Origin of the sequence: Parabacteroides sp. AF27-14, from assembly GCF_003635425.1 — a bacterium.
GTDB lineage: Bacteria > Bacteroidota > Bacteroidia > Bacteroidales > Tannerellaceae > Parabacteroides > Parabacteroides distasonis.
The window spans coordinates 15400-36386 of record NZ_QTLZ01000035.1; the positions used below are offsets into that span (position 1 = coordinate 15400).

A 20987-nucleotide genomic window follows, 5' to 3' on the forward strand; every position below is an offset into this window, starting at 1 on the left:
TAATTCGGTTGAATGAAATGAGAAAAATAATAGGAATCTTATCCATCTTCCTCGCTTTCGCTCTCATGGGGCAAGCGCAAAGAATCAAGGTGGCTTGCGTAGGTAATAGCGTGACCTACGGCTACGGAATCGAGAACAGGGAAACAAACTGCTACCCGGTCCAATTGCAACAGATGCTTGGAGATGCCTACGAAGTGGAGAACTTCGGGCATAGCGGGGCTACTTTATTAAACAAGGGATATCGTCCTTATACCCAACAAGAGGCGTATCAAAAGGCACTGAGGTTTGCCGGGGATTACGTGATCATCCATCTGGGATTGAACGATACGGACCCTCGGGCATGGCCGAATTACCGGGACGATTTCGTTCGGGATTATCTTTCCTTGATCGAATCTTTCCGGAAAGCCAATCCGAAATGCAAGGTATGGGTTTGCCGTATGACTCCGATATCTCACCGCCATCCTCGTTTTAAATCCGGTACAAGAGACTGGTACTGGATGGAGCAAGCGCTTATCGAAGAAATCGCCCGGATAGCCGGCGCGACCTTGGTCGATTTGCAGGAAGGATTATATGACCGTCCGGATCTATTGCCCGACGCATTGCATCCAAACGCTGAAGGTGCCGGTATCTTGGCCCGCACCGTTTATGGGGCGCTAACCGGCGATTACGGAGGATTACAGCTTCCTGCCATCTATTCGGACCGGATGGTCTTGCAACGGGATCAACCGCTTCCTATATCTGGCATCGCCAACCAAGGGGAGAAAGTAACCGTTACCCTCGCCGGACAAAGGAAGGAGACCGTAGCCGGTACGAACGGGAAATGGACTGTCACGCTCGATCCCTTACGGGTAAGCGGGAAATCCTATACCTTAACGGTTTCTACCCCCAGCCGCACGCTGAACTATCGGGATGTAGTAGCCGGGGAAGTCTGGCTATGCTCCGGACAATCCAACATGGCGTTCCGGGTAAACGAGAGCGTAAAGGAAGAACAACAGCAACAATTGGATTACGTGAAACAACACTCGCAAATCCGTTTATTCGACCTAAAGCCCCGCTGGGAGACCTACGCCGTGGAATGGGACGCTTCCGTACTGGATTCATTGAACCGCCTGCAATATTACCACGACGCCCAATGGGAAGTATGCGACACGCGGAATACCGCACGCTTCTCGGCCATAGGATTTGCCTTCGGGCGTATGCTGGCCGATAGCTTACAAGTACCCGTAGGATTGATATTGAACGCTGTTGGCGGCTCGCCTACGGAGGCATGGATCGACCGGAAAACACTGGAATTCGAGTTTCCGGATATCTTACAGGATTGGACGAAGAACGACTTTATCCAAGATTGGGTACGTGAACGGGCGGCCTTAAACATCAAACAAGCGTCCAACCCGCTCCAACGCCATCCGTATGAGCCTTGTTATCTGTTCGAGGCGGGTATCCAACCCCTTCATCGATATCCCATCAAAGGGATTATTTGGTACCAAGGAGAATCGAACGCCCATAATATGGAAGTACACGAACGATTATTCCCGTTATTGGTGAACAGCTGGCGCCAGAATTGGAACGCAGACCTGCCTTTCTACTATGTCCAACTATCCAGCATAGACCGCCCGAGTTGGACTTGGTTCAGGGACAGCCAACGCCGTCTGGCGCAAACCGTATCGAATACGGGTATGGCCGTTAGTAGCGATCGCGGGGATTCTTTAAACGTTCACCCTACCCGAAAAAAAGAGATTGGCGAACGACTGGCATATTGGGCCTTGAACAAGACCTACGGACATAACGTAATCCCATCCGGCCCTTTGTTCCGCAGCGCAACGTTTACCGATAACGCCGCCTATATCACTTTCGATTACGCAAAGGACTTGACAACTTCCGATGGGGACCCCATCCGTACATTCGAGGTCGCCGAGCAGGAAGGACTTTACTATCCGGCGCAAGCCGTGATAGAGAACGGGAAAGTAAAGGTGTGGAACGATCAAGTGACTCACCCGAAGCTGGTACGCTACGGCTGGCAACCCTTCACGAGAGCGAATCTTGTAAACGAGGCGGGCATGCCGGCCTCTACGTTCCGGGCAATAAAAGAATAAGCTATGCATAATAAACAACAAATCACCGGCTGGTTGTTCCTCCTGCTACTCTGCGTAGCGGGATGCGGCCAGCCTGTATCTAAAAAACAGAACACCATGATAAACTGGACAAAATTACCGGATCTACCGGGAGCAGCCGATACGGCTTCCCTTGGCGTTTCTGCCCCGTTCGCCGGCATCCATAACGGCGTATTGATCGTTGCCGGAGGTTGCAACTTTCCGGACAAACCCGTCACCGAGGGAGGAGCCAAGCGATATTATAGCGAGATATTCGTCCTTCTTCCTGAAGGCTGGAAAGAGATCGGCCGACTGCCTCGTCCCGTCGCCTACGGCGCTACGGTTTCCACCCCGGAAGGTATCGTTTGCATCGGAGGAAACAACAGTGATTCTTCCTTGGTAGAGGTCTCCCGCATCTCCTATAACCCCACGAAAGGAGAGGTAGCGGTTTGCGCCTTACCCTCCTTACCGTCTCCAATGGATAATCTCTCGGCCGCTTTTACCGGACAGGAGATTTACGTAGCAGGGGGAAATGAGAACGGACAGCCCTGCCATACCTTCTTACGCCTCAACCTAGCGAATATCGAAAAGGGATGGGAACAACTACCGGACTTCCCGGGAGCAGCCCGTGTACAGCCGGTATTAGCGACCGGAGAAAGTCCCAACGGCACACGTATCTATCTAGCCGGAGGCTTCCAGCCCATCCTAAACGAAGAGGAACCGATCGCCCCAACGGATGTATTGGTATTCGACCCGGCAACTTTTACCTGGCAACGAGAGACCGTTCTTCCCCCGTTTAAGGACGGAACGAACCGTACCCTAACAGGAGGCTGTGCCGTGACTTTCCAAACGGATAAAATCTTATTTATGGGAGGTGTGAACTACGATTGTTTCCTAGCCGCCATCGCCCGACCGATCCATTTAGCGAAAGCGGAGGCGGCGCGAGATTCAGCGGCCATTACCCGCCTGCAAGCCGAAGCCAAGGCCTATATGCACCATCCGGTAGAATGGTACCGATTCAATACCACCTTACTTCAATACGACCTATCCACGAAAGCATGGAGCGATCTGGGCGAATATGAGCAGTTGGCCCGTGCCGGAGCGGGAGCGGTTATCCAAGATGGCCGATTAACCATCATCAACGGAGAATTGAAACCGGGTATCCGCACGCCGCAAGTGAATCAAGCGAAATTATAATAGGGATTTAGTGGGATCGCTGGTAAGTTTGCCAACGATCCCTGTTTACTTTTTCCACCCGATTTTAAGTATCCGGAGTCTATTTAGAGCATACGTATCCCAAGGTAAATCCTAGACAATAAGCACGTAAATAATGTTCTTATATAAATCATTGAACATAAACATCTTAAAAAGACGATTATACTTTCCGCAAAACACGTACGTGTTTTTGGAAAAAGTCGTACATGTTTTTCGGGAAACACGTACATGTTTTTACAGAATCACACGACAGGAAACAAGAGCGTATATGGAAATATACAATAAGCCTACCTTAAAAATAAGTATGCGATAACCTATACATCCGGATACGCCTCAAATTGCAGCACATTATTGGCCATGATGGGAAAAGAAGATTTCAATTACACAAAGGTACATAATTGCCATTAATTACATACCTTTGTGTAATATAATTTTGTATATGAAAATATATTTCGAAATATTCATTTTACTATTGATAAGTTGTTCAGGTAATCATCAACAACAAGAAAATGATATTCAACAAACAAATAATCAAGACAAGAAGAATTTAGCATATATAATAGACACAAATAAAGAAACAACTATTGAAAATAAGAACTTACAATTTCTCATAGAAAAAGATTCTATATTCAGAAAAGACTCTATATTCAAGATATTAGAAGAAAAGAAAATCCGTCTTGATCATAGTTTTTACAGGAAAACTGGAAATTTTGATTTTCCTCTATATTATGGAGGAAGCTATATAAATAAGAATAACCTATTATTCGTGAATATAGTAGATTCACTAGACAACATATATACAAAAAGTGATATTATAAACAGAATAGGTAATAAAGATTTCAAAATAAAGAAATGTTCGTATTCTCTAAAAATGCTCGGAGATACACTAAACCAATTAAATACAGTCTTTAATCGCAATAAGTACTTATTAAAGGAAAATCTAAAAACAAGTAATTTTGAAATTAATATAGAAAACAATGTTATATTAATATTACTAGAAGATTCTACTATGGAAAATATTCAAGAATTTAAAAGAAACATAATGGACTCGCCTCTGTTTCATTTCTCCCAGAAACCAATACTTTATTTACATTAAGTTTACATTTTTCTTTATCCTGCATCAATCAAGATCGTTTTCGTTTCTCCCTCGGCTAGATACGGGCTCTCGTTTGCTATTAAATTTCCTGTTCCAAATCATGTACGCTCATCAATCTGATGGAAAAGCACATCTTCATTCCTAAGTGCTTCTTTAAAACGACTAGCTTAAACCATCGTTTTAGCTATTCGTTTTCATCGCTTACAATTCTGGTAGGTAAAAATACGCTCTTTAACAACGTACAATGAAAGATAATTACAAAAGTCGGATTATGAAGAACTTATTTAATTACTGGTTTAAGACAAACAAGAAAAGCTTGTATGATCAATTAGGGAAAGAATTCAATGTCAGCGGCTTCCGTGTATATAAGTTAGCACACGGAAAAACCGCTCACTCTCATATGGATAGATTAATATTGGAGAAATTGCTTGAATTGAAGATTATCAGTGAAATCGGGTTCAGAATCTAAAGGTCCCCTCATTTCATACTTTCTTCTTTATAATTTATACGGACACCATAATTCGTATACACCCGGTCTAACCCCAACATCCCACTCGGATTAGGTTCGCCTTGCACTTTTCCGGACAGGATATCCTCGCTCATCGTGATCATGTCTTTTACCCGTTGAGGGGTTTCCTTGTTCATTCCGAAATAATGTCCGGGGTAGAGGTATTTGATATCATATTTCTCGATCACCGCACTCATCTTCTTACAAGTAGATATGAGCGTAGAGAAGTCAACTCCCAGCAATAGATTACCGGAGCCGAACGAATCGCCGCTAAAACCATAAGCGGCATCCTTATCCACAAAAGTGGTTGAGCCGGGAGTATGCCCGGGAGTAAAGACTATCTCTAGGATACGCCCACCTAAATCTAGGATTTCACCGTCTTCAAGGAAACAAACTTTGCCTTTATAATTCGGCATAAATTCCGGTATACATATTGTATCAGCCGGATTGATATAAATCTCCGGGAAATAATCGATAGCCGAGCCTGTATGGTCCGGATGCACATGCGTGGCGACCAGCGTAACCGGCTTATCCGTGATGGAAGCCACGAGCTTATCCAAATCCTTGATCTTTGTTCCGGCATCAATCAAGATCGCTTTCGTTTCTCCCTCGACCAAATACAGGCTCTCGTTCGCCATTAAATGACCTGTTCCAAACCATGTATGCTCATCAATCTGATGGAAAATCACATCTTCATTCTTAAGCACTTCTTTCTCCTCGATGCCTGCCGTCTGTGGCTGGCAGAATAAAGCGATCCTTGACAGGATCAACAACATCATTAATAAACCTAGTTTTTTCATTATCATATTCATTTTTAATTGTAGAGACGTAGCGTGCTGCGTCTCCTTTCGCCTAATAGTATTAAATCGCCGCGATCTTCCGAAGGCTTGCGTCCCATTTCGGCTCGGCGTGGATGAGACGGATAGCTTCTTCCGGCGTGTCGGCTACCGCCCACATCTTGGCGTGCTGGGGACGCATGAAATTCTCGTTCATGGCGTTCCTCAAAAGTTCCAACAAGGGATCATAGTAATGATTAATATTGAGGATTACGATCGGATTGAGGTAGAGACCGAGTTGTTTCCAAGTGATGATCTCCAGAAGTTCCTCTAATGTACCGCATCCACCGGGAAGGGCGATCACCGCATCCGAGAGATTTGCCATGAGCTGTTTACGCTCGTGCATCGTCTCGACCTCAATCAACTCAGTCAAGCCTTTATGATACCAATCCTGCTCCACCATAAAATGGGGGATAACGCCCGTTACCGTTCCACCAGCCGCTAACGCAGCGTCGGAGACAGCGCACATCAAACCGATATTCCCGGCACCATTGACTACCCGTAGTTTTCGCTCCCCCAAAAGACGCCCCAATTCCTTGGCGGCGTCAAAATAAACCGGGGGAATCTTCGTGCTGGATGCGCAATACACGCAAACAGACGAGATGTTATTTATCTTCTTTTCTTCCATATCTTTTTATTCTTGATTTATATCGTAGCCAAATAAGGCGAAATCCCCCAGACAAGGATCATCGGGGAAGACTTTCGCCAATGCGTCCGTTATCTCACGGGCCGTACGAAGGGTAGCGGTTTTTTGGCCTGTCAAGCCCAAGCGCAAAGAGATCTGGTGCACATGCGTATCCAACGGGATGATTAATTGGCGGGGATGCACGGCTGTTCTCCAGATACCGAGATCGACGATACCATCCGTACGCACCATCCAACGCAAGAACATCGCCAAACGCTTACAAGCGGAAGTCCCGTGCAAGACCGGAATGCCATTGAGATCAGCAAAAAGTTGTCGCAACCGCAAGATAGGATCTTCGCAAGGACCGGTGGCGGCCATAGCGTCTTCCATACAGTCGTAGGTATCGTATATATCCTTTAGGCGACAACAAAGGAGATGCAGATCATGATAGGTATAAAAACGGTAAAAGGTATCCCGCCCGCGAACCGGGCGGTTCCGTAGGGGAGCGAAAGAAGTCTCTCCGGTACGGATAAACTCGTAAGGACTTTCGCCCATCAGCCGGTGTAGCTCTTCCGCTTTTTGGAGAATATGCGCCCTGCGACCGTAAGAGATCCACGCCGTCAGGAAAGCCGATATCTCAATATCCCGTTTCTCCGTAAACCGATGGGGGAATCGCACCGGATCATCCTTGATAAACGATTCCGTATTGTACATTTTCGCCCATTCACGAAGTAAAGAGATGGTCTTTGTATCCATGTTATTTCTTCTTTAGAAAATATTGCCGCTCGGGTTCCGGATAATGCTCGATAGCATAACGAAGCGCCGTACGAGGAAGACGAGTAGCGTTGCGTTCCAAGAAATCGGTAAGCGTCTGCCGCTCCTTTTTGCCGACCTCACGCAGCATCCACCCAACCGCCTTATGCATCAAATCGTGTTTATGACCGATCAACCGTTCGGATAACTCCAAGGTATCCCCAAAATCATTCCGACGGATAAATGCCCACGTAGAGACGATCGAGATCCGTTGTTCCCATAAATTCTCGCTTTCCGCCAAACGGTAGAGGAGGGAACGATCTTTGTCCACCAAATACTCGCCGACGATATCCCGACAGGTTAAGTCTACCAAATCCCAGTTATTGCAACGCCGCATATTCTTCAGATAGAATCGGAAGATGGCTTCCCGCTCTTCCGGCATCACTTTCCGATCCTGGAAACGATAGACCAAAATCAGCAAGGCACATAGACGTGCCTCATGCCACGGACTATCCAGCAACAGCTGCAGCTCATCGAAAGGAGTCGCCTTATTAGCCTTCGCTATGCTACGGGTTTGCGGGACAACCACCCCGAGAAACTGATCGCCCTCGCCATATTGACCGGGACCAGTCTTGAAAAAACGGCTCAAATGAACCGCCTTCTCGGGTGTACCGACCGACTGTAGCTCGGATAGGATAAACGCCGCCGTCATGGCCGGAGTACCCGTGATACGGGACGATCGCCCTCCAAGAACCCGATCACGTTGTTGCATACCGTGCGTGCCATAATGATACGGGTTTCCATCGTCTGGGTGCCGATATGAGGGGTTAATACCACGTTGTCCATTTCCAATAACTCGGGGAGAGGATAGTCTCCAAACTCGAATACATCCAAACCGGCACCATGAATCGTACCTTCCCGCAAGGCTTTTACCAAGGCATGCTCGTCTACCAACGGACCGCGGGCCGTGTTGATCAAGATAGCGGAAGGTTTCATCTGCTTGAACTCCTCCTCGCCGATGATGTGATAGGTATCGGGGGTGTAAGGGGCGTTCAAGGATACGAAATCGGCTTTCGCCAGAAGCTCTTCCTTGGAGACGTAGGTAACATTCAATTTGGTCTCGTCCTCGATGCAAAGCTGACGGCGATTGTGGTAGATCACATCCATGCCCAAAGCATTCGCCCGTTTCGCTAAAGCCTTGCCGATACGTCCCATACCGATAATACCCAAGGTCTGTCCGGTAACCGGCATACCGAGGTTCTCCAGTACACCGACCTTCATATCCTTACCAAGCGTACGCAGCTTACGATCACATTCCGTGATACGCCGGGCGGTATCCAGCATCAAGCCTAAAGCGATATTGGCGGTAGGGGCCGTGACAGGATCAGGCGTATTCGCCACCGTCAAGCCTTTCTCGAGGGCGTAGGCCACATCGATATTATTATAACCAACGGCGTAGTTAGCGATCAGCCGCAATTTCGACGCATGGTCGATCAACTCTTTGTTTACCGGGAAATCGAACATGGAGCAGAGCACATCGTACTCCGGTATCATCTCGAAAACCTCCTCATACGTAAAATCTCTTCCTTCGGGAAAGGTTACCTCGTACTTACTTTCCAACTCGGTAAATCCCTCGCGGAACATGTCGTATGTCACTAATATCTTCATCTTGGATCTATTTGTTATTCAAAAAGCAAAAATACAAATCAATTGGCAATTAATTCCTAAATTTGTGACCAATATATATTTATTATGGTACTAAACTATATTTGGATCGCTTTTTTCTTAATCGCTTTTGTAGTGGCTATCGGTAAATTGGTCATAGGTGGGGATACCGCTGTTTTTACCGAGATTATCAACGCTTCTTTCGCCTCGGCCAAGACGGGTTTCGAGATTTCGTTAGGATTAACGGGGATCTTGTCGCTTTGGCTGGGCATCATGAAGATCGGAGAGAAGGGGGGGGTGATACAAGCGTTCGCACGATTGGCGGCTCCCGTATTCAGCAAGCTTTTCCCGGATATCCCAAGAGACCATCCCGTGACCGGTTCTATCTTCATGAACCTATCGGCAAATTTACTGGGACTGGATAATGCCGCCACGCCAATGGGATTGAAAGCCATGCAACAGTTACAGGAATTAAACCCGAATAAAGAATCCGCCAGCAACTCCATGGTGATGTTCTTATGCATCAATGCCTCGGGACTGACCTTGATCCCGATCACCATCATGATGTACCGGGCGCAGTTAGGAGCGGCGAATCCATCAGACGTATTCCTGCCAATCATGCTCGCTACATTCACATCAACCCTAGTCGCTATTTTAGCGGTTTGCGTACGGCAGAAGATCAATATCCTCCAACGGAACCTAATCCTGTTTTTCGGGGGACTGGGGTTATTTATCGGAGGCCTGGTATGGTTATTCAACTCGATGGAACAGGAGCAAGTTTCCTTGTATTCGACTTTATTCGCCAACACGCTTCTTTTTACCATTATCTGCGGATTTATCATCAGCGGCATGCGTAAAAAGATCAATGTATATGATGCTTTTATAGAAGGGGCGAAAGAAGGTTTCCAGACTGCTATAACGATTATTCCTTATCTGGTAGCTATCCTAGTAGGTATCGGTGTCTTCCGGGCTTCCGGAGCGATGGATTTCATCATACAAGGCGTTCGTTTCGGCATTGCTTCGATAGGGCTCAACACGGATTTCGTGGAAGCGCTGCCTACCATGTTGATGAAACCGTTAAGCGGGAGCGGGGCTAGGGGCATGATGCTGGACGCCATGAACACGTATGGAGCGGACTCTTTCGTCGGTCGCCTGTCATCCATCGTTCAGGGCTCTTGCGATACGACATTCTATGTAGTTGCTCTTTACTACGGTAGCGTAGGTATCCGTAATACCCGCTATACAGTACAATGCGCCTTGTTAGCGGATCTGGCCGGGGCGATAGCGGCGATAGCGATGGCTTATCTGTTCTTTTAACATTCTATGCAATCAATAGATTTGAAATGAATCTATTTAAAATCGAATGATTACATTTGTAACGAAATTTCAATACGATAAATAGACCTTATGGCAATAGCATATTACGCCGAAGATATCGAGCTTCCGGCAATCAAGAAAAGAGCGGTTAGCGGCTGGGTCAAGGCAGTAGCCGAGACATACGGAAAGAAAACGGGAGATATCAGCTATATCTTCTGTTCCGACGAGAAGATATTGGAGGTAAACCGCCAATATCTCCAACACGATTATTACACGGATATCATCACCTTCGATTATACGGAAGGAAATAAGATCTCGGGTGACCTGTTTATCAGCCTCGATACGGTCAGGACAAATGCGGAGACTTTCCACACGGACTACAACGAGGAGCTACACCGCACCATCATCCACGGCGTCCTGCATCTTTGCGGTATCAACGACAAAGGCCCCGGCGAGCGGGAGATCATGGAGGAAAACGAGAACAGAGCGTTAGCGATCTTGCCGGAGGAATGTCGGTAAAGAGATGTTAACCAGAAACAAATTTATACTACAAATCTTATCTGAAGAAAATTATGGAGAAAATCACAGTCCAAAATACAAGTGTCATGATCATATCTATAAATAAGAATGACTATATCTCACTTACCGACATCGCAAAGTACAAAAGCGATGATCCGACAGCAGTAATTGGCAATTGGATGCGTAATCGTAATACCATTGAATATTTAGGTATATGGGAAAGTTTATATAATCCTAATTTTAAACCCCTCGAATTCGAGGGGTTTAAAAAGGAAGCAGGGTTAAATGCTTTTACCCTTTCTCCACAAAAATGGATAAATACAACAGCGGCAATTGGTATTATCTCCAAATCCGGAAGATATGGAGGCACCTTTGCTCATAAGGATATAGCTTTCAAATTCGCAAGTTGGATCTCTGTTGAATTTGAATTATATATCGTTAAAGAGTTTCAACGCCTAAAAGAAGAGGAACAGAAACAAATCGGCTGGACTGCCAAACGAGAACTCTCCAAAATAAACTATCACATCCATACCGACGCTATCAAGCATAATCTCATCCCCATAGAGTTAACCCCGCAACAGGTAAGCTTTATATACGCAAACGAAGCCGATATTCTTAATGTCGCTCTATTCGGCACAACCGCTAAACAATGGCGAGAAGCCAATCCCGAATTAAAAGGTAACATTCGTGACTATGCGACTATTAATGAACTTATCTGTTTATCGAATATGGAAAGCCTGAATGCTGTATTTATTGATGAAGGACTTACCCAGCGTGAACGACTAATAAAGCTTAATCAAATAGCGATCCAGCAAATGAAGATATTAGAGGCGGTTGAGAGCAGACTATTGTTGAAATAAATAAAAATAATACAGACAACATGAAAACAGAAGACATACCTTACGATTACACGTATTGCTACGCCACGGACGAGCAATGCCTGAAAGCAGTTCATAGCCTGCGTAGCCATGCCGCAAGGCTGAACGAGGAACAAGCGATCTCTCTTAATTCACGATTTACTGGAGATCAGAAACGCCATCCTAGATTGAATTGAATAACCCCATTATGATCTTTTCCCCTAAAATGATTGCTTCCACCTAATGAGTATTCCGGCTCCTTAAAGAAATGAGTACATCCTAAATTATAATTGGCGGAGATAACTAATCCCATATCAAAGGTATAGCCAAGCCCCATTGAAACAGAGAAATCGCAATTCCGGATCTCTTCTTTTTTATCACCGGAGAAATCGTACTCGCTCTGGTGCACCGGAGTAGGACCCGAGACGAAAATATAATTCGAAGCTTTCGCCCTTACATTAAAGCCAACTTGTGGGCCCGCGAAAAGATGGAATCCCCGATACAAATAAAATTTAGCGTAAATAGGAATATTTAAATAATCCGCCTTTAGCCGGGCTGTCTCGCCTTTAGCGTTTTCTTTTTGGTAACCTTGCATAGAATAATAAACACCCGGTTCTAAAGCAAACAGTTTACTAAAACGTATTTCCTCCGCCACACCAATATTTAACCCCGGACGCATGTCCGCAAAACTTTCGGGATAAGTATTTGCCAAATTCAAGCCAATCCTAGGAATAAAATGGAACTCTTGAGCATCGGCTCGCGACAAAGAAAAAACAAACAAGATAAACAGTAATACAACTTTTCTCATAACTCCTACATTTAAAACATATCTATATTTATAGATGATTTAAGATACATAAAAGTTGCACTCCCTATCTCATTACTTCACATTAGGGGAGGCACTTCTTCCTCCACCATGATGGTAGCAGCCTTGACAGCTCAAGCACCAAATATTACTCGATTAATAACGGCTCTTGTTTTCCGGAATCATATACGACAAACATAGAACCGTCTTTCTCGATCATAACGCCACGGCCTCGTTCCTTCTCCTTGTTTTCTTGATTATCGACATTCACGGCAATCACTTTATAATGATAGAAAGTCGTGATATCATCGAAAATGGTATGACCTACAAAGATGCGGTTCACATTATATTTCTCTAATATTTTCCGCAAATCATCCCGGTCTAGCGGATGATACTTATCCGCGCTACGTACCATACCCCGATACCAGATCAGTCCATACGTAGCGAACATAAAAGAAAGATCGGAGCCTTTATCTGCATTACGTTCTTTTTTCGTTAAGAAGAGGCCATCGCTCACGATCTCATTCACGGTAGGGATATCGTAATTCCTGTCTAAAAATTCCTTGCTCAACCCGGCATGGACAAACAGATTATCTCCGACCACTTGTATCGAGTTACGAGTTTTCAACCAGTGTCCCAACTCGCTTTTCTGCCAAAGCTCCGGATAGGTCATTCCTAAAGTATCCGCCAATTGAGTATATTTCTTCTTCACGTATCGCAAATCATTTCCCAAAACCATGGTCTCATGATTTCCGATTAAGAAAGTCACTTTTCCACCGGCATCTTCCGCTTCTTTCTCCAACTTGTAGATCAACCAATAGATAGGGAGTACGTCGACGCCCCGGTCAAAGACGTCACCGATTATCACCAATTGGTTGGCCCCGAAAATCCAATTATAGTCCGCATCGATCACTTTTCCCGCCTTTAACAAGGAGGCGAAACAAGACCAGTTCGCATGTGGATCTGAAAGAACAAACGTCTTCTCAGGTTGCACATCTTTCCATTCCGGACGAGAGACGGAGTGTATGGTTACCGGAAACAATCTCTCCCCGTTATCAGAAAACACCTCGAATGAAAAGGTGGTAGGTATACTTTTATAATGCTTATCCAATAACCGGCCTTTCCCATCTACAGATATCGCACGCATACTACCATCATCCGCTTTCAATAGATAGGGACCATCGATCGATAACTTCTCGATCGCTTGACGAGGTTTCTTATCTTTCCCACAAACCGGACTGAAGCAAGAGGTCAGTAAAACAAGGAAAACAAGGATACGGCATTGAATAGAATTCATAGCAGCTTAAATCTTTAGTTCGTTAAACCTGAAAACAATGTATGTATTTATTATACAAATATAAACGAATTCTTTCACGAACACTCACTATCTTCGCGTAAAATAAAAGGGAATAAAAATGACTTTCAATTACGACGTAATAGTAGTAGGCGCAGGACATGCCGGCTGTGAAGCCGCCGCCGCCGCCGCGAATCTAGGATCAAAGACGCTTTTGATCACGATGGACATGAACAAGATCGCCCAGATGAGTTGTAACCCGGCAGTCGGGGGAATCGCCAAAGGACAGATCGTACGAGAGATCGACGCGCTAGGCGGATATATGGGAATCGTGACCGACCAGACCGCTATTCAATTCCGTATGTTAAACCGTAGCAAAGGACCGGCCATGTGGAGCCCGCGTGCCCAAAGCGACCGTGCCCGTTTTATCGATTGCTGGCGGGGCATACTGGAGAATATGCCGAATCTATCCATCTGGCAGGATATGGTTCAAGAACTGATTATCGAGTATGGACAAGTCTGCGGCGTTCGTACGGGAATGAATGTCGTATTCCGTGCCGGAGCGGTGGTGCTCACGAACGGGACCTTCCTAAACGGCTTGCTTCATATCGGAAGAACCCAGATACGGGGCGGACGTATCGCCGAGCCTGCGGCGACCGGACTTACCGAGCAACTTATCTCTTTAGGTATCCAAACAGATCGTATGAAAACCGGAACACCGGTCCGTATCGATGGCCGGAGCGTTCACTTCGATGAAATGGAGGAACAACCGGGGGAAAACGATTTCCATAAGTTCTCTTACATGGATACCAGTTATCGTAAATTAAAACAATTGAGTTGCTGGACTACCTTTACGAACGAGGCTTGCCACGATATATTACGGGAAGGTCTCCCCGACTCTCCTCTTTATAATGGACAGATCAAAAGTATCGGTCCCCGTTATTGTCCTAGTATCGAAACGAAAATCGTGACGTTCGCCGACAAGACGCAGCATCAACTATTCCTAGAGCCGGAAGGCGAGACCACGCAGGAATACTACCTAAATGGCTTCTCCTCTTCCCTACCCTTGGATATCCAGCTTCGTGCGCTCCAAGCGATCCCCGCTTTCCGTGACGTGCAAATCTATCGTCCCGGATATGCGATTGAGTATGATTTCTTCGACCCGACTCAGCTAAGACATAATTTGGAGACCAAACAAATCCGCAATCTTTTCTTTGCCGGACAGATCAACGGGACTACCGGATACGAGGAAGCCGGTGGACAAGGTTTGGTAGCGGGTACCAACGCCCACATCAATTGCCACGGCGGACAACCTTTTATCCTCGGAAGGGATGAGGCTTATATCGGTGTCCTTATCGACGATTTGGTAACAAAAGGCGTAGACGAGCCTTACCGTATGTTTACCTCTCGTGCGGAGTACCGCATCTTACTGCGCCAAGACGACGCGGATATGCGACTCACCGAAAAATCCTACCAAATGGGATTGGCCAAACAAGACCGCTACGATTTACTGAAAGAGAAAAAAGAGAGCCGTGACGCTATCATCCGTTTTGCGGAGACCTACTCCGTAAAGCCTCAATATATAAATAGCGGTTTGGAGAAACTGGGCACAGCCCCCCTATCCCATGGTTGCAAATTATTCGATGTCGTACTCCGTCCGCAGACTACCTTAGAGAACCTAGCGGATCTAGTTCCGGCCCTTCGTGCGGAGCTGGACAAAGTCCCGGCCTCTCGTAAGGAAGAGATCATCGAGGCCGCCGAGATATTGATTAAGTATAGCGGCTACATCAAGCGAGAGCAAATCATAGCGGACAAGATAAACCGCTTAGAGAATATCCGGATCAAGGGTAAATTCGATTACAATTCTATCCAGTCTTTATCTACGGAAGCCCGCCAGAAATTGACCCGGATAGACCCCGACACGATCGCTCAAGCAAGCCGTATCCCGGGTATTTCCCCTAGCGACATCAACATCCTTTTGGTACTGCTCGGAAGATAAAACACGGAATGTTCCACGTGAAACATATTAAAGGAGATATTCAAATGAATGAAGCTAAAACACTGGTTATACGAGGAAATCTGGTAGATATAATCAACAGGCGCACCTTCGGGGCAGAGATTTCAATCCTAAACGGGCATATCGGAAAGGTAATCCCTACCGGACAAGATGAGGGATATTACCTCCTCCCCGGCTTTATTGACGCGCATGTCCATATAGAGAGTAGCATGGTAACCCCTGCGGCATTCATTCACGCAGCCGTACGCCATGGCAGTATCGGTGCCGTGGCGGACCCTCATGAGATAGCGAATGTAATGGGTACCGAAGGAGTCGAATATATGCTCGACAATGCGAAAGGGATTCCTTTCTACACATGGTTCGGTGTCCCATCTTGCGTACCGGCTACGATTACGGAAACCTCCGGTGCGATCATAGACGCAGACGAAACCACTCGTTTGTTGGAACGAGAGGATATACACTTCTTGGCAGAGATGATGAATTACCCCGGAGTCTTAAATAAAGATCCGGAAATTATGCGCAAAATAGAAGCCGCGAAAAACGCAGGGAAACCCATTGACGGACATTATCCCCTAGCAACAGGCCCCAAGCTAAAGGCATATATCGAGTCTGGCATTTCCACCGATCATGAAACCATCTATCTAGAAAAAGGCCGTGAGAAATGTGAGCTTGGGATGCATGTTCTTATTCGGGAAGGAAGCGCAGCGAAAAACTTTGACGCACTTCATCCGCTATTGAAAGAGTATCCCGAACAAATCATGTTCTGTACGGATGACGCACATCCTTCCTTTTTAAACAAAGGACACATAAATAGGATGGTAAAAAAATCGCTGGATTTAGGATATGATCTATATGATGTATTACGGGCCGCTTCCTATAATCCGGCCATGCACTATAAAATCCCCGTAGGTTTCTTACGAGAGGGAGACTCCGCCGATTTTATCCAAGTAAACAATTTAAAGGATCTAACCATACAGGCAACCTATATACAAGGAACCTGTGTATACGATGGAGAGAAATGCACGCTTCCTTTCCACAAACCTATACTCCGCAATAATTTCCACACGAAACCGATTCCATTAGAAAAGCTAACGGTAAAAGCGAAAGGAAAACAGATGCGTGTCATTGTTTGCGAAGACCGCGAATTAATCACGAAAGAAGAACTATATCCTGTACATACATTCGATGGATTTGTAGAATCGGATACAGAACGAGACATTTTAAAACTCGTCATTCTAAATCGCTATCAAACGGCTCCTCCGGCTATTGCCTTTATAAAAGGAACAGGGCTCAAGCTCGGTGCCATCGCTCAAAGTATTTCCCACGATAGCCATAACATCATCGCTATAGGCGTAACCGATTTCGAGCTTATGCAAGCGATCAATGCGGTAATAAAGGCTAAAGGTGGAATCGCAGTAAGCAGTATGGACGAAGTCACTCTCCTGCCCTTGCCGGTAGCGGGATTGATGAGCGACGAATCATTGGAAGAGACGAGCCGCCGTTACGAAGAGATCGAGGAAAAGATCAAACGGTTAAAGACCCCGATGGATTCATTACAAATGACGCTTTCTTTTATGGGATTGCAGGTGATCCCATCCTTGAAACTTAGCAACAAAGGTTTGTTCAATAGCGAGACATTCCAATTTACTCCCCTATTCGTATGATAGCCGATAAAGACGAACATATCAAGACGATCCTATCGGTCATTCCGGAAAAGCCGGGATGCTACCAGTATTTCGATGAAAACGGAACGATTATATACGTCGGCAAGGCGAAGAACCTAAAACGACGGGTATCCTCTTATTTCAACAAGGTACATGACAGCAATAAGACACGTGTGTTAGTCAAACAAATCCGGGATATCAAATATATAGTCGTCGATACGGAAGAAGACGCGTTACTACTGGAAAACAACCTCATCAAACAGTATCGTCCCCGCTATAACGTATTATTGAAGGACGACAAAACCTACCCTTCCATCGTGGTAAAGAACGAGTACTTTCCCCGGGTTTTCCAAACCCGGAACATCGTTCGGGACGGATCGCAATATTACGGTCCTTATCCCTCTTTGTTCACGGCGAAAGTGATGCTACAGATGCTAAAGGAACTTTACCCTTTACGCACTTGCAAATATCCCCTCACTCCCGAATCCATCGCACAAGGACGCTATAAGGTTTGTCTGGAATACCATATCAAGCGTTGTAAAGGGCCTTGTGAAGGCTTGCAATCATTGGAAGAATACCAGCAAAATATTTCCGAGATCAAAGAGATTCTGCGAGGCAACATCTCGCAAATTAGCAAACACCTCTATGAGGAGATGCAATCGCTCGCTGCCGAGCTCAAGTTCGAGGAAGCGCAAAAGATCAAGGAAAAATACGAAGTCATCGAGAACTACCGTTCTAAATCTACGGTCGTAACCCCGATGCTACATAATATAGATGTATTCACGATCATAGAGAATGACCATTCCGCTTATGTGAACTTTATGCATATCGGAAACGGGGCGATCGTACAAGCCTATACATTCGAGTATAAAAAACGATTGGACGAGACCAAGGAGGAATTGTTAAGCCTCGGTATTATCGAGATGCGGAATCGTTTTAAAAGCACCGCCCGGGAGATTATCGTACCCTTCAAGCTGGATATGCAACTAGAGAATGTCACTTTCACCATTCCCCAAAGAGGAGATAAAAAGAAACTGCTTGATTTATCCGAGATGAACGTTAAGCAGTTTAAGGTAGACCGCTTGAAGCAAGCGGAAAAGTTGAATCCGGAACAACGGAATACCCGTATCTTGAAAGAGATCCAAGAGGCCTTGCATCTGGAAAAACTGCCCGCTCATATCGAATGTTTCGATAATTCAAACATACAGGGAAGCGATGCGGTAGCGGCTTGCGTGGTATTCAAGATGGGGAAACCGTCCAAGCAGGAGTATCGTAAATACAATATAAAGACCGTAGTCGGTCCGGATGATTACGCCTCCATGAAAGAAGTCGTCCGTAGGCGTTACGGGCGAGCGATCGAGGAGCGATCTCCCCTACCCGACTTGATTATAACAGACGGTGGAAAGGGGCAAATGGAAGTGGTTCGCTCGGTGGTAGAAGATGAATTAGGCTTGTCCATTCCAATCGCCGGACTAGCGAAAGATGGTAAGCACCGGACCTCGGAGTTATTATTCGGGTTCCCACCCGTAACCGTTGGCATGCGTTTGGACAGTCCGCTATTCCATCTGCTTACCCGGATACAAGACGAGGTACACCGTTTCGCCATCACTTTCCACAAGGATAAACGAAGTAAGACCCAGACAAAATCCGAATTAGACACCATTAAGGGTATCGGTGAAAAGACAAAAGTATTACTTTTACGTCACTTTAAAAGCGTAAAACGAATCAAGGAAGCAAGCTTCGAGGAACTGAAATCCGTGATTGGCGAAGCGAAAGCCAAGGCACTACAAGAGGGACTGGATGGAAAGCGAACAGAAAGCGAACAAAAATAGAACAAAAGCGAACAAAAAGCGAACAAGATGAGAACAGTTACACAACGTGTGCAGCACGCTTCCGTCACGATAGACGGACAGCTTAAGTCCAAAATTGGAAAGGGGTTATTGGTATTAGTCGGTATCGAGGACAAGGATACGCAAGAAGACATTGAATGGTTGGCAAAAAAGATCACCAACCTACGCATATTTGACGATGAAAACGGGGTCATGAACCGCTCGGTTATCGAAGCGGGAGGCGAAATCATGGTTGTCAGCCAATTTACCTTACACGCCTCTACGAAAAAAGGGAACCGCCCCTCCTACTTAAAAGCGTCTAAACCGGATATCGCCATTCCGATGTATAAAGCTTTTTGCGAAGAGGTAGGGCTTCAACTCGGAAAACCTGTACAAACCGGAACATTCGGAGCTGATATGAAAATTGAACTTTTAAACGACGGGCCGGTTACTATTATTATCGACTCTCAAAATAAAGAATAAGTATGGCAGATATAACCTTACAACAAGCCCAGCAAATGGTAGACGCTTGGATCAAGACCTATGGGGTCCGTTATTTCAATGAGCTTACCAATATGACCATCCTCACCGAGGAAGTGGGCGAGCTAGCCCGGATCATGGCACGTACCTACGGTGAGCAGTCTTTCAAGGAAAGTGACAAACACCGGGATTTAGGCGATGAAATGGCGGATGTGTTATGGGTATTGCTCTGTCTGGCCAACCAGACCGGAGTAGATCTTACCGCCGCTTTCGAGAAGAATCTCCAAAAGAAAACAGACCGAGATAAAGAACGACATATAAACAATCAAAAACTATAAGCATATGGCACATCATCACGATTGCGAATGTGGACATGATCATCATCATGAACATGAACACGAATCAAATTCCGTACAGATAGACCGTTATCATGAAGCTTTCAATAAGTTTGAGCCGGCCCTGCCGGATACCCAGGCCACTGAGACTGTAAACGCTCTTTTAGAGAAACATTTCCAAGAAAACTTTACACCGGAAGTATTGAAAACGATTCATGGTTGCATCGACTTGACCTCATTAACCAGTCTGGATACCAAAGAAAGTATCTGGAAGATGGTAGACACGGTAAATGATTTCGAGGGAACTCGTCCGGATGTCCCGAACGTAGCCGCTATTTGCGTCTATCCCCTATTCGTGGAAACGGTTAAGCAGGCACTTACCGCACAAGAGGTTAAGATCGCGTCGGTTGCCGGAGGTTTTCCATCCTCACAGACATTTACGGAAGTCAAGATCGCCGAAACGGCCATGGCCGTCATGCAAGGAGCCGATGAAATCGACGTTGTCATGAACCTAGGCTATTTCATGGAAGACAATTTCGAGGAACTGACGGAAGAGTTACAAGAGATCAAAGAGAGCTGTCGCCACGCCCATTTAAAGGTAATCCTAGAGACCGGAGCTTTAGTCACAGCGGAGAACATCCAAAAGGCATCCATCCTAGCCATGTATTCCGGTGCGGACTTCATCAAGACCTCCACGGGTAAAGGATACCCGGGAGCCACTTTCGAGGCCGCCTATACCATGTGCAAAGCCATCAAAACCTACCATTCCATCACCGGAAACAAGGTTGGCATCAAGATCTCCGGAGGCGTACGCACGGCGGAAGACACAGTTCGATATTATACGATCGTAAAGGAAATACTGGGCAACGAATGGCTGAACAAGGATTTGTTCCGTATAGGAGCGAGCAGTCTGGTCGGTGATATAGAAAAACGACTCGGGAAATAGTCCATTCTAATAAACCGGGCGCAGATGACTTAGAATCCTGTGTCCGGTAAGCACTCTCAAAGTCAGTTAACTTACCTTGGCATCGAAGAAGGTGTCTGAAAAGGATACCTTCTTTTTTGTTATGCTGCCCGTTCAT

The 20987-nt window shown here is 45.9% G+C and carries 21 protein-coding genes; 14 read left to right on the plus strand and 7 right to left on the minus strand.

Going from position 1 to position 20987, the window contains the following annotated elements; all coding sequences use genetic code 11:
- The first annotated feature begins 17 nt into the window (after positions 1–17).
- The 4 genes from DWY79_RS21030 to DWY79_RS21050 all read left to right on the plus strand — a co-directional run bounded on the left by DWY79_RS21030 (position 18) and on the right by DWY79_RS21050 (position 4870).
- The gene (locus tag DWY79_RS21030) at positions 18–2093 is read left to right on the plus strand and encodes a GDSL-type esterase/lipase family protein (protein ID WP_122370324.1); all 2076 of its coding nucleotides are present in this window, start codon (positions 18–20) and stop codon (positions 2091–2093) included.
- A 3-nt stretch (positions 2094–2096) separates the two neighbouring features.
- Entirely contained in the window at positions 2097–3287 is a 1191-nt protein-coding gene (locus tag DWY79_RS21035) for a cyclically-permuted mutarotase family protein (protein ID WP_122370326.1), read from the plus strand.
- Positions 3288–3744: 457 nt separating this feature from the next.
- Positions 3745–4401, plus strand: coding sequence for a hypothetical protein (locus DWY79_RS21040; RefSeq protein ID WP_122370328.1), 657 nt, complete (start codon positions 3745–3747; stop codon positions 4399–4401).
- A 271-nt stretch (positions 4402–4672) separates the two neighbouring features.
- On the plus strand, positions 4673–4870 hold the full coding sequence (locus DWY79_RS21050) for a hypothetical protein (protein WP_226766821.1): 198 nt from the start codon (positions 4673–4675) through the stop codon (positions 4868–4870).
- 8 nt (positions 4871–4878) lie between these two features.
- On the opposite strand, the gene DWY79_RS21055 is transcribed toward DWY79_RS21050, so the two are convergent.
- The 5 genes from DWY79_RS21055 to DWY79_RS21075 form a co-directional block, all read right to left on the minus strand.
- Positions 4879–5709, minus strand: coding sequence for an MBL fold metallo-hydrolase (locus DWY79_RS21055; protein ID WP_122370342.1), 831 nt, complete (start codon positions 5707–5709; stop codon positions 4879–4881).
- Between the two features lie 61 nt (positions 5710–5770).
- Positions 5771–6373, minus strand: coding sequence for a TIGR00730 family Rossman fold protein (locus tag DWY79_RS21060; RefSeq protein WP_005863826.1), 603 nt, complete (start codon positions 6371–6373; stop codon positions 5771–5773).
- Between the two features lie 6 nt (positions 6374–6379).
- Positions 6380–7126 carry a TIGR02757 family protein gene (locus tag DWY79_RS21065; protein WP_122370330.1) on the minus strand — a complete coding sequence of 249 codons (747 nt, stop codon included), beginning with the start codon at positions 7124–7126 and terminating at the stop codon, positions 6380–6382.
- A 1-nt stretch (position 7127) separates the two neighbouring features.
- The gene (locus DWY79_RS21070; protein ID WP_048926921.1) at positions 7128–7835 is read right to left on the minus strand and encodes a DNA alkylation repair protein; all 708 of its coding nucleotides are present in this window, start codon (positions 7833–7835) and stop codon (positions 7128–7130) included.
- Entirely contained in the window at positions 7832–8791 is a 960-nt protein-coding gene (locus tag DWY79_RS21075) for a 2-hydroxyacid dehydrogenase family protein (RefSeq protein ID WP_122370332.1), read from the minus strand. Before DWY79_RS21075 ends, DWY79_RS21070 begins: the two co-directional genes overlap by 4 nt.
- A gap of 84 nt (positions 8792–8875) precedes the next feature.
- Here DWY79_RS21075 and DWY79_RS21080 point away from each other — a divergent pair, with 84 nt between their 5' ends.
- The 4 genes from DWY79_RS21080 (at position 8876) to DWY79_RS22860 (ending at position 11678) form a co-directional block, all read left to right on the plus strand.
- Entirely contained in the window at positions 8876–10105 is a 1230-nt protein-coding gene (locus tag DWY79_RS21080; protein ID WP_005863819.1) for a nucleoside recognition domain-containing protein, read from the plus strand.
- Positions 10106–10195: 90 nt separating this feature from the next.
- Positions 10196–10624, plus strand: coding sequence for an rRNA maturation RNase YbeY (gene ybeY / locus DWY79_RS21085; protein WP_122145704.1), 429 nt, complete (start codon positions 10196–10198; stop codon positions 10622–10624).
- Positions 10625–10677: 53 nt separating this feature from the next.
- Positions 10678–11484: a KilA-N domain-containing protein gene (locus DWY79_RS21090; protein WP_005860454.1), complete on the plus strand. Its 807-nt coding sequence runs from the start codon at positions 10678–10680 to the stop codon at positions 11482–11484.
- A gap of 20 nt (positions 11485–11504) precedes the next feature.
- Positions 11505–11678: a hypothetical protein gene (locus tag DWY79_RS22860; protein ID WP_199705260.1), complete on the plus strand. Its 174-nt coding sequence runs from the start codon at positions 11505–11507 to the stop codon at positions 11676–11678.
- On the opposite strand, the gene DWY79_RS21095 is transcribed toward DWY79_RS22860, so the two are convergent.
- Positions 11651–12289 (minus strand): porin family protein, encoded by a 639-nt coding sequence (locus tag DWY79_RS21095; RefSeq protein WP_122370334.1) that lies wholly within the window; start codon positions 12287–12289, stop codon positions 11651–11653. The genes DWY79_RS22860 and DWY79_RS21095 overlap by 28 nt on opposite strands.
- A gap of 145 nt (positions 12290–12434) precedes the next feature.
- Complete coding sequence (locus DWY79_RS21100; protein ID WP_122370336.1) at positions 12435–13583, minus strand: metallophosphoesterase; 1149 nt, start codon at positions 13581–13583, stop codon at positions 12435–12437.
- A gap of 118 nt (positions 13584–13701) precedes the next feature.
- On the opposite strand from DWY79_RS21100, the gene mnmG reads away from it, so the two are divergent.
- The 6 genes from mnmG to deoC are packed head-to-tail and all read left to right on the plus strand — an operon-like array spanning position 13702 to position 20851.
- Entirely contained in the window at positions 13702–15579 is a 1878-nt protein-coding gene (mnmG, locus tag DWY79_RS21105) for a tRNA uridine-5-carboxymethylaminomethyl(34) synthesis enzyme MnmG (protein ID WP_122370338.1), read from the plus strand.
- A 44-nt stretch (positions 15580–15623) separates the two neighbouring features.
- Entirely contained in the window at positions 15624–17261 is a 1638-nt protein-coding gene (ade, locus tag DWY79_RS21110) for an adenine deaminase (protein WP_122370344.1), read from the plus strand.
- Entirely contained in the window at positions 17258–19093 is a 1836-nt protein-coding gene (gene uvrC / locus DWY79_RS21115) for an excinuclease ABC subunit UvrC (RefSeq protein WP_005863805.1), read from the plus strand. Before ade ends, uvrC begins: the two co-directional genes overlap by 4 nt.
- A gap of 27 nt (positions 19094–19120) precedes the next feature.
- The gene (gene dtd, locus DWY79_RS21120; RefSeq protein WP_005860440.1) at positions 19121–19573 is read left to right on the plus strand and encodes a D-aminoacyl-tRNA deacylase; all 453 of its coding nucleotides are present in this window, start codon (positions 19121–19123) and stop codon (positions 19571–19573) included.
- Between the two features lie 2 nt (positions 19574–19575).
- Positions 19576–19908 (plus strand): nucleotide pyrophosphohydrolase, encoded by a 333-nt coding sequence (locus DWY79_RS21125; protein WP_008778912.1) that lies wholly within the window; start codon positions 19576–19578, stop codon positions 19906–19908.
- A gap of 4 nt (positions 19909–19912) precedes the next feature.
- Positions 19913–20851, plus strand: a complete 939-nt coding sequence (gene deoC / locus DWY79_RS21130; protein WP_122370340.1) for a deoxyribose-phosphate aldolase — start codon at positions 19913–19915, stop codon at positions 20849–20851.
- The last annotated feature ends 136 nt before the right edge of the window (positions 20852–20987 follow it).

Coding starts and splice junctions, on each gene's coding strand:
- DWY79_RS21125 (WP_008778912.1), top strand. CDS start 19,576: ATGGCAGATATAACCTTACAACAAGCCCAGCAAATGGTAGACGCTTGG.
- DWY79_RS21095 (WP_122370334.1), bottom strand. CDS start 12,289: ATGAGAAAAGTTGTATTACTGTTTATCTTGTTTGTTTTTTCTTTGTCG.
- mnmG (WP_122370338.1), top strand. CDS start 13,702: ATGACTTTCAATTACGACGTAATAGTAGTAGGCGCAGGACATGCCGGC.
- DWY79_RS21050 (WP_226766821.1), top strand. CDS start 4,673: ATGAAGAACTTATTTAATTACTGGTTTAAGACAAACAAGAAAAGCTTG.
- ade (WP_122370344.1), top strand. CDS start 15,624: ATGAATGAAGCTAAAACACTGGTTATACGAGGAAATCTGGTAGATATA.
- DWY79_RS21070 (WP_048926921.1), bottom strand. CDS start 7,835: ATGACGGCGGCGTTTATCCTATCCGAGCTACAGTCGGTCGGTACACCC.
- ybeY (WP_122145704.1), top strand. CDS start 10,196: ATGGCAATAGCATATTACGCCGAAGATATCGAGCTTCCGGCAATCAAG.
- DWY79_RS21040 (WP_122370328.1), top strand. CDS start 3,745: ATGAAAATATATTTCGAAATATTCATTTTACTATTGATAAGTTGTTCA.
- DWY79_RS21060 (WP_005863826.1), bottom strand. CDS start 6,373: ATGGAAGAAAAGAAGATAAATAACATCTCGTCTGTTTGCGTGTATTGC.
- DWY79_RS21035 (WP_122370326.1), top strand. CDS start 2,097: ATGCATAATAAACAACAAATCACCGGCTGGTTGTTCCTCCTGCTACTC.
- DWY79_RS21100 (WP_122370336.1), bottom strand. CDS start 13,583: ATGAATTCTATTCAATGCCGTATCCTTGTTTTCCTTGTTTTACTGACC.
- deoC (WP_122370340.1), top strand. CDS start 19,913: ATGGCACATCATCACGATTGCGAATGTGGACATGATCATCATCATGAA.
- dtd (WP_005860440.1), top strand. CDS start 19,121: ATGAGAACAGTTACACAACGTGTGCAGCACGCTTCCGTCACGATAGAC.
- DWY79_RS22860 (WP_199705260.1), top strand. CDS start 11,505: ATGAAAACAGAAGACATACCTTACGATTACACGTATTGCTACGCCACG.
- uvrC (WP_005863805.1), top strand. CDS start 17,258: ATGATAGCCGATAAAGACGAACATATCAAGACGATCCTATCGGTCATT.
- DWY79_RS21090 (WP_005860454.1), top strand. CDS start 10,678: ATGGAGAAAATCACAGTCCAAAATACAAGTGTCATGATCATATCTATA.
- DWY79_RS21055 (WP_122370342.1), bottom strand. CDS start 5,709: ATGAAAAAACTAGGTTTATTAATGATGTTGTTGATCCTGTCAAGGATC.
- DWY79_RS21075 (WP_122370332.1), bottom strand. CDS start 8,791: ATGAAGATATTAGTGACATACGACATGTTCCGCGAGGGATTTACCGAG.
- DWY79_RS21030 (WP_122370324.1), top strand. CDS start 18: ATGAGAAAAATAATAGGAATCTTATCCATCTTCCTCGCTTTCGCTCTC.
- DWY79_RS21065 (WP_122370330.1), bottom strand. CDS start 7,126: ATGGATACAAAGACCATCTCTTTACTTCGTGAATGGGCGAAAATGTAC.
- DWY79_RS21080 (WP_005863819.1), top strand. CDS start 8,876: ATGGTACTAAACTATATTTGGATCGCTTTTTTCTTAATCGCTTTTGTA.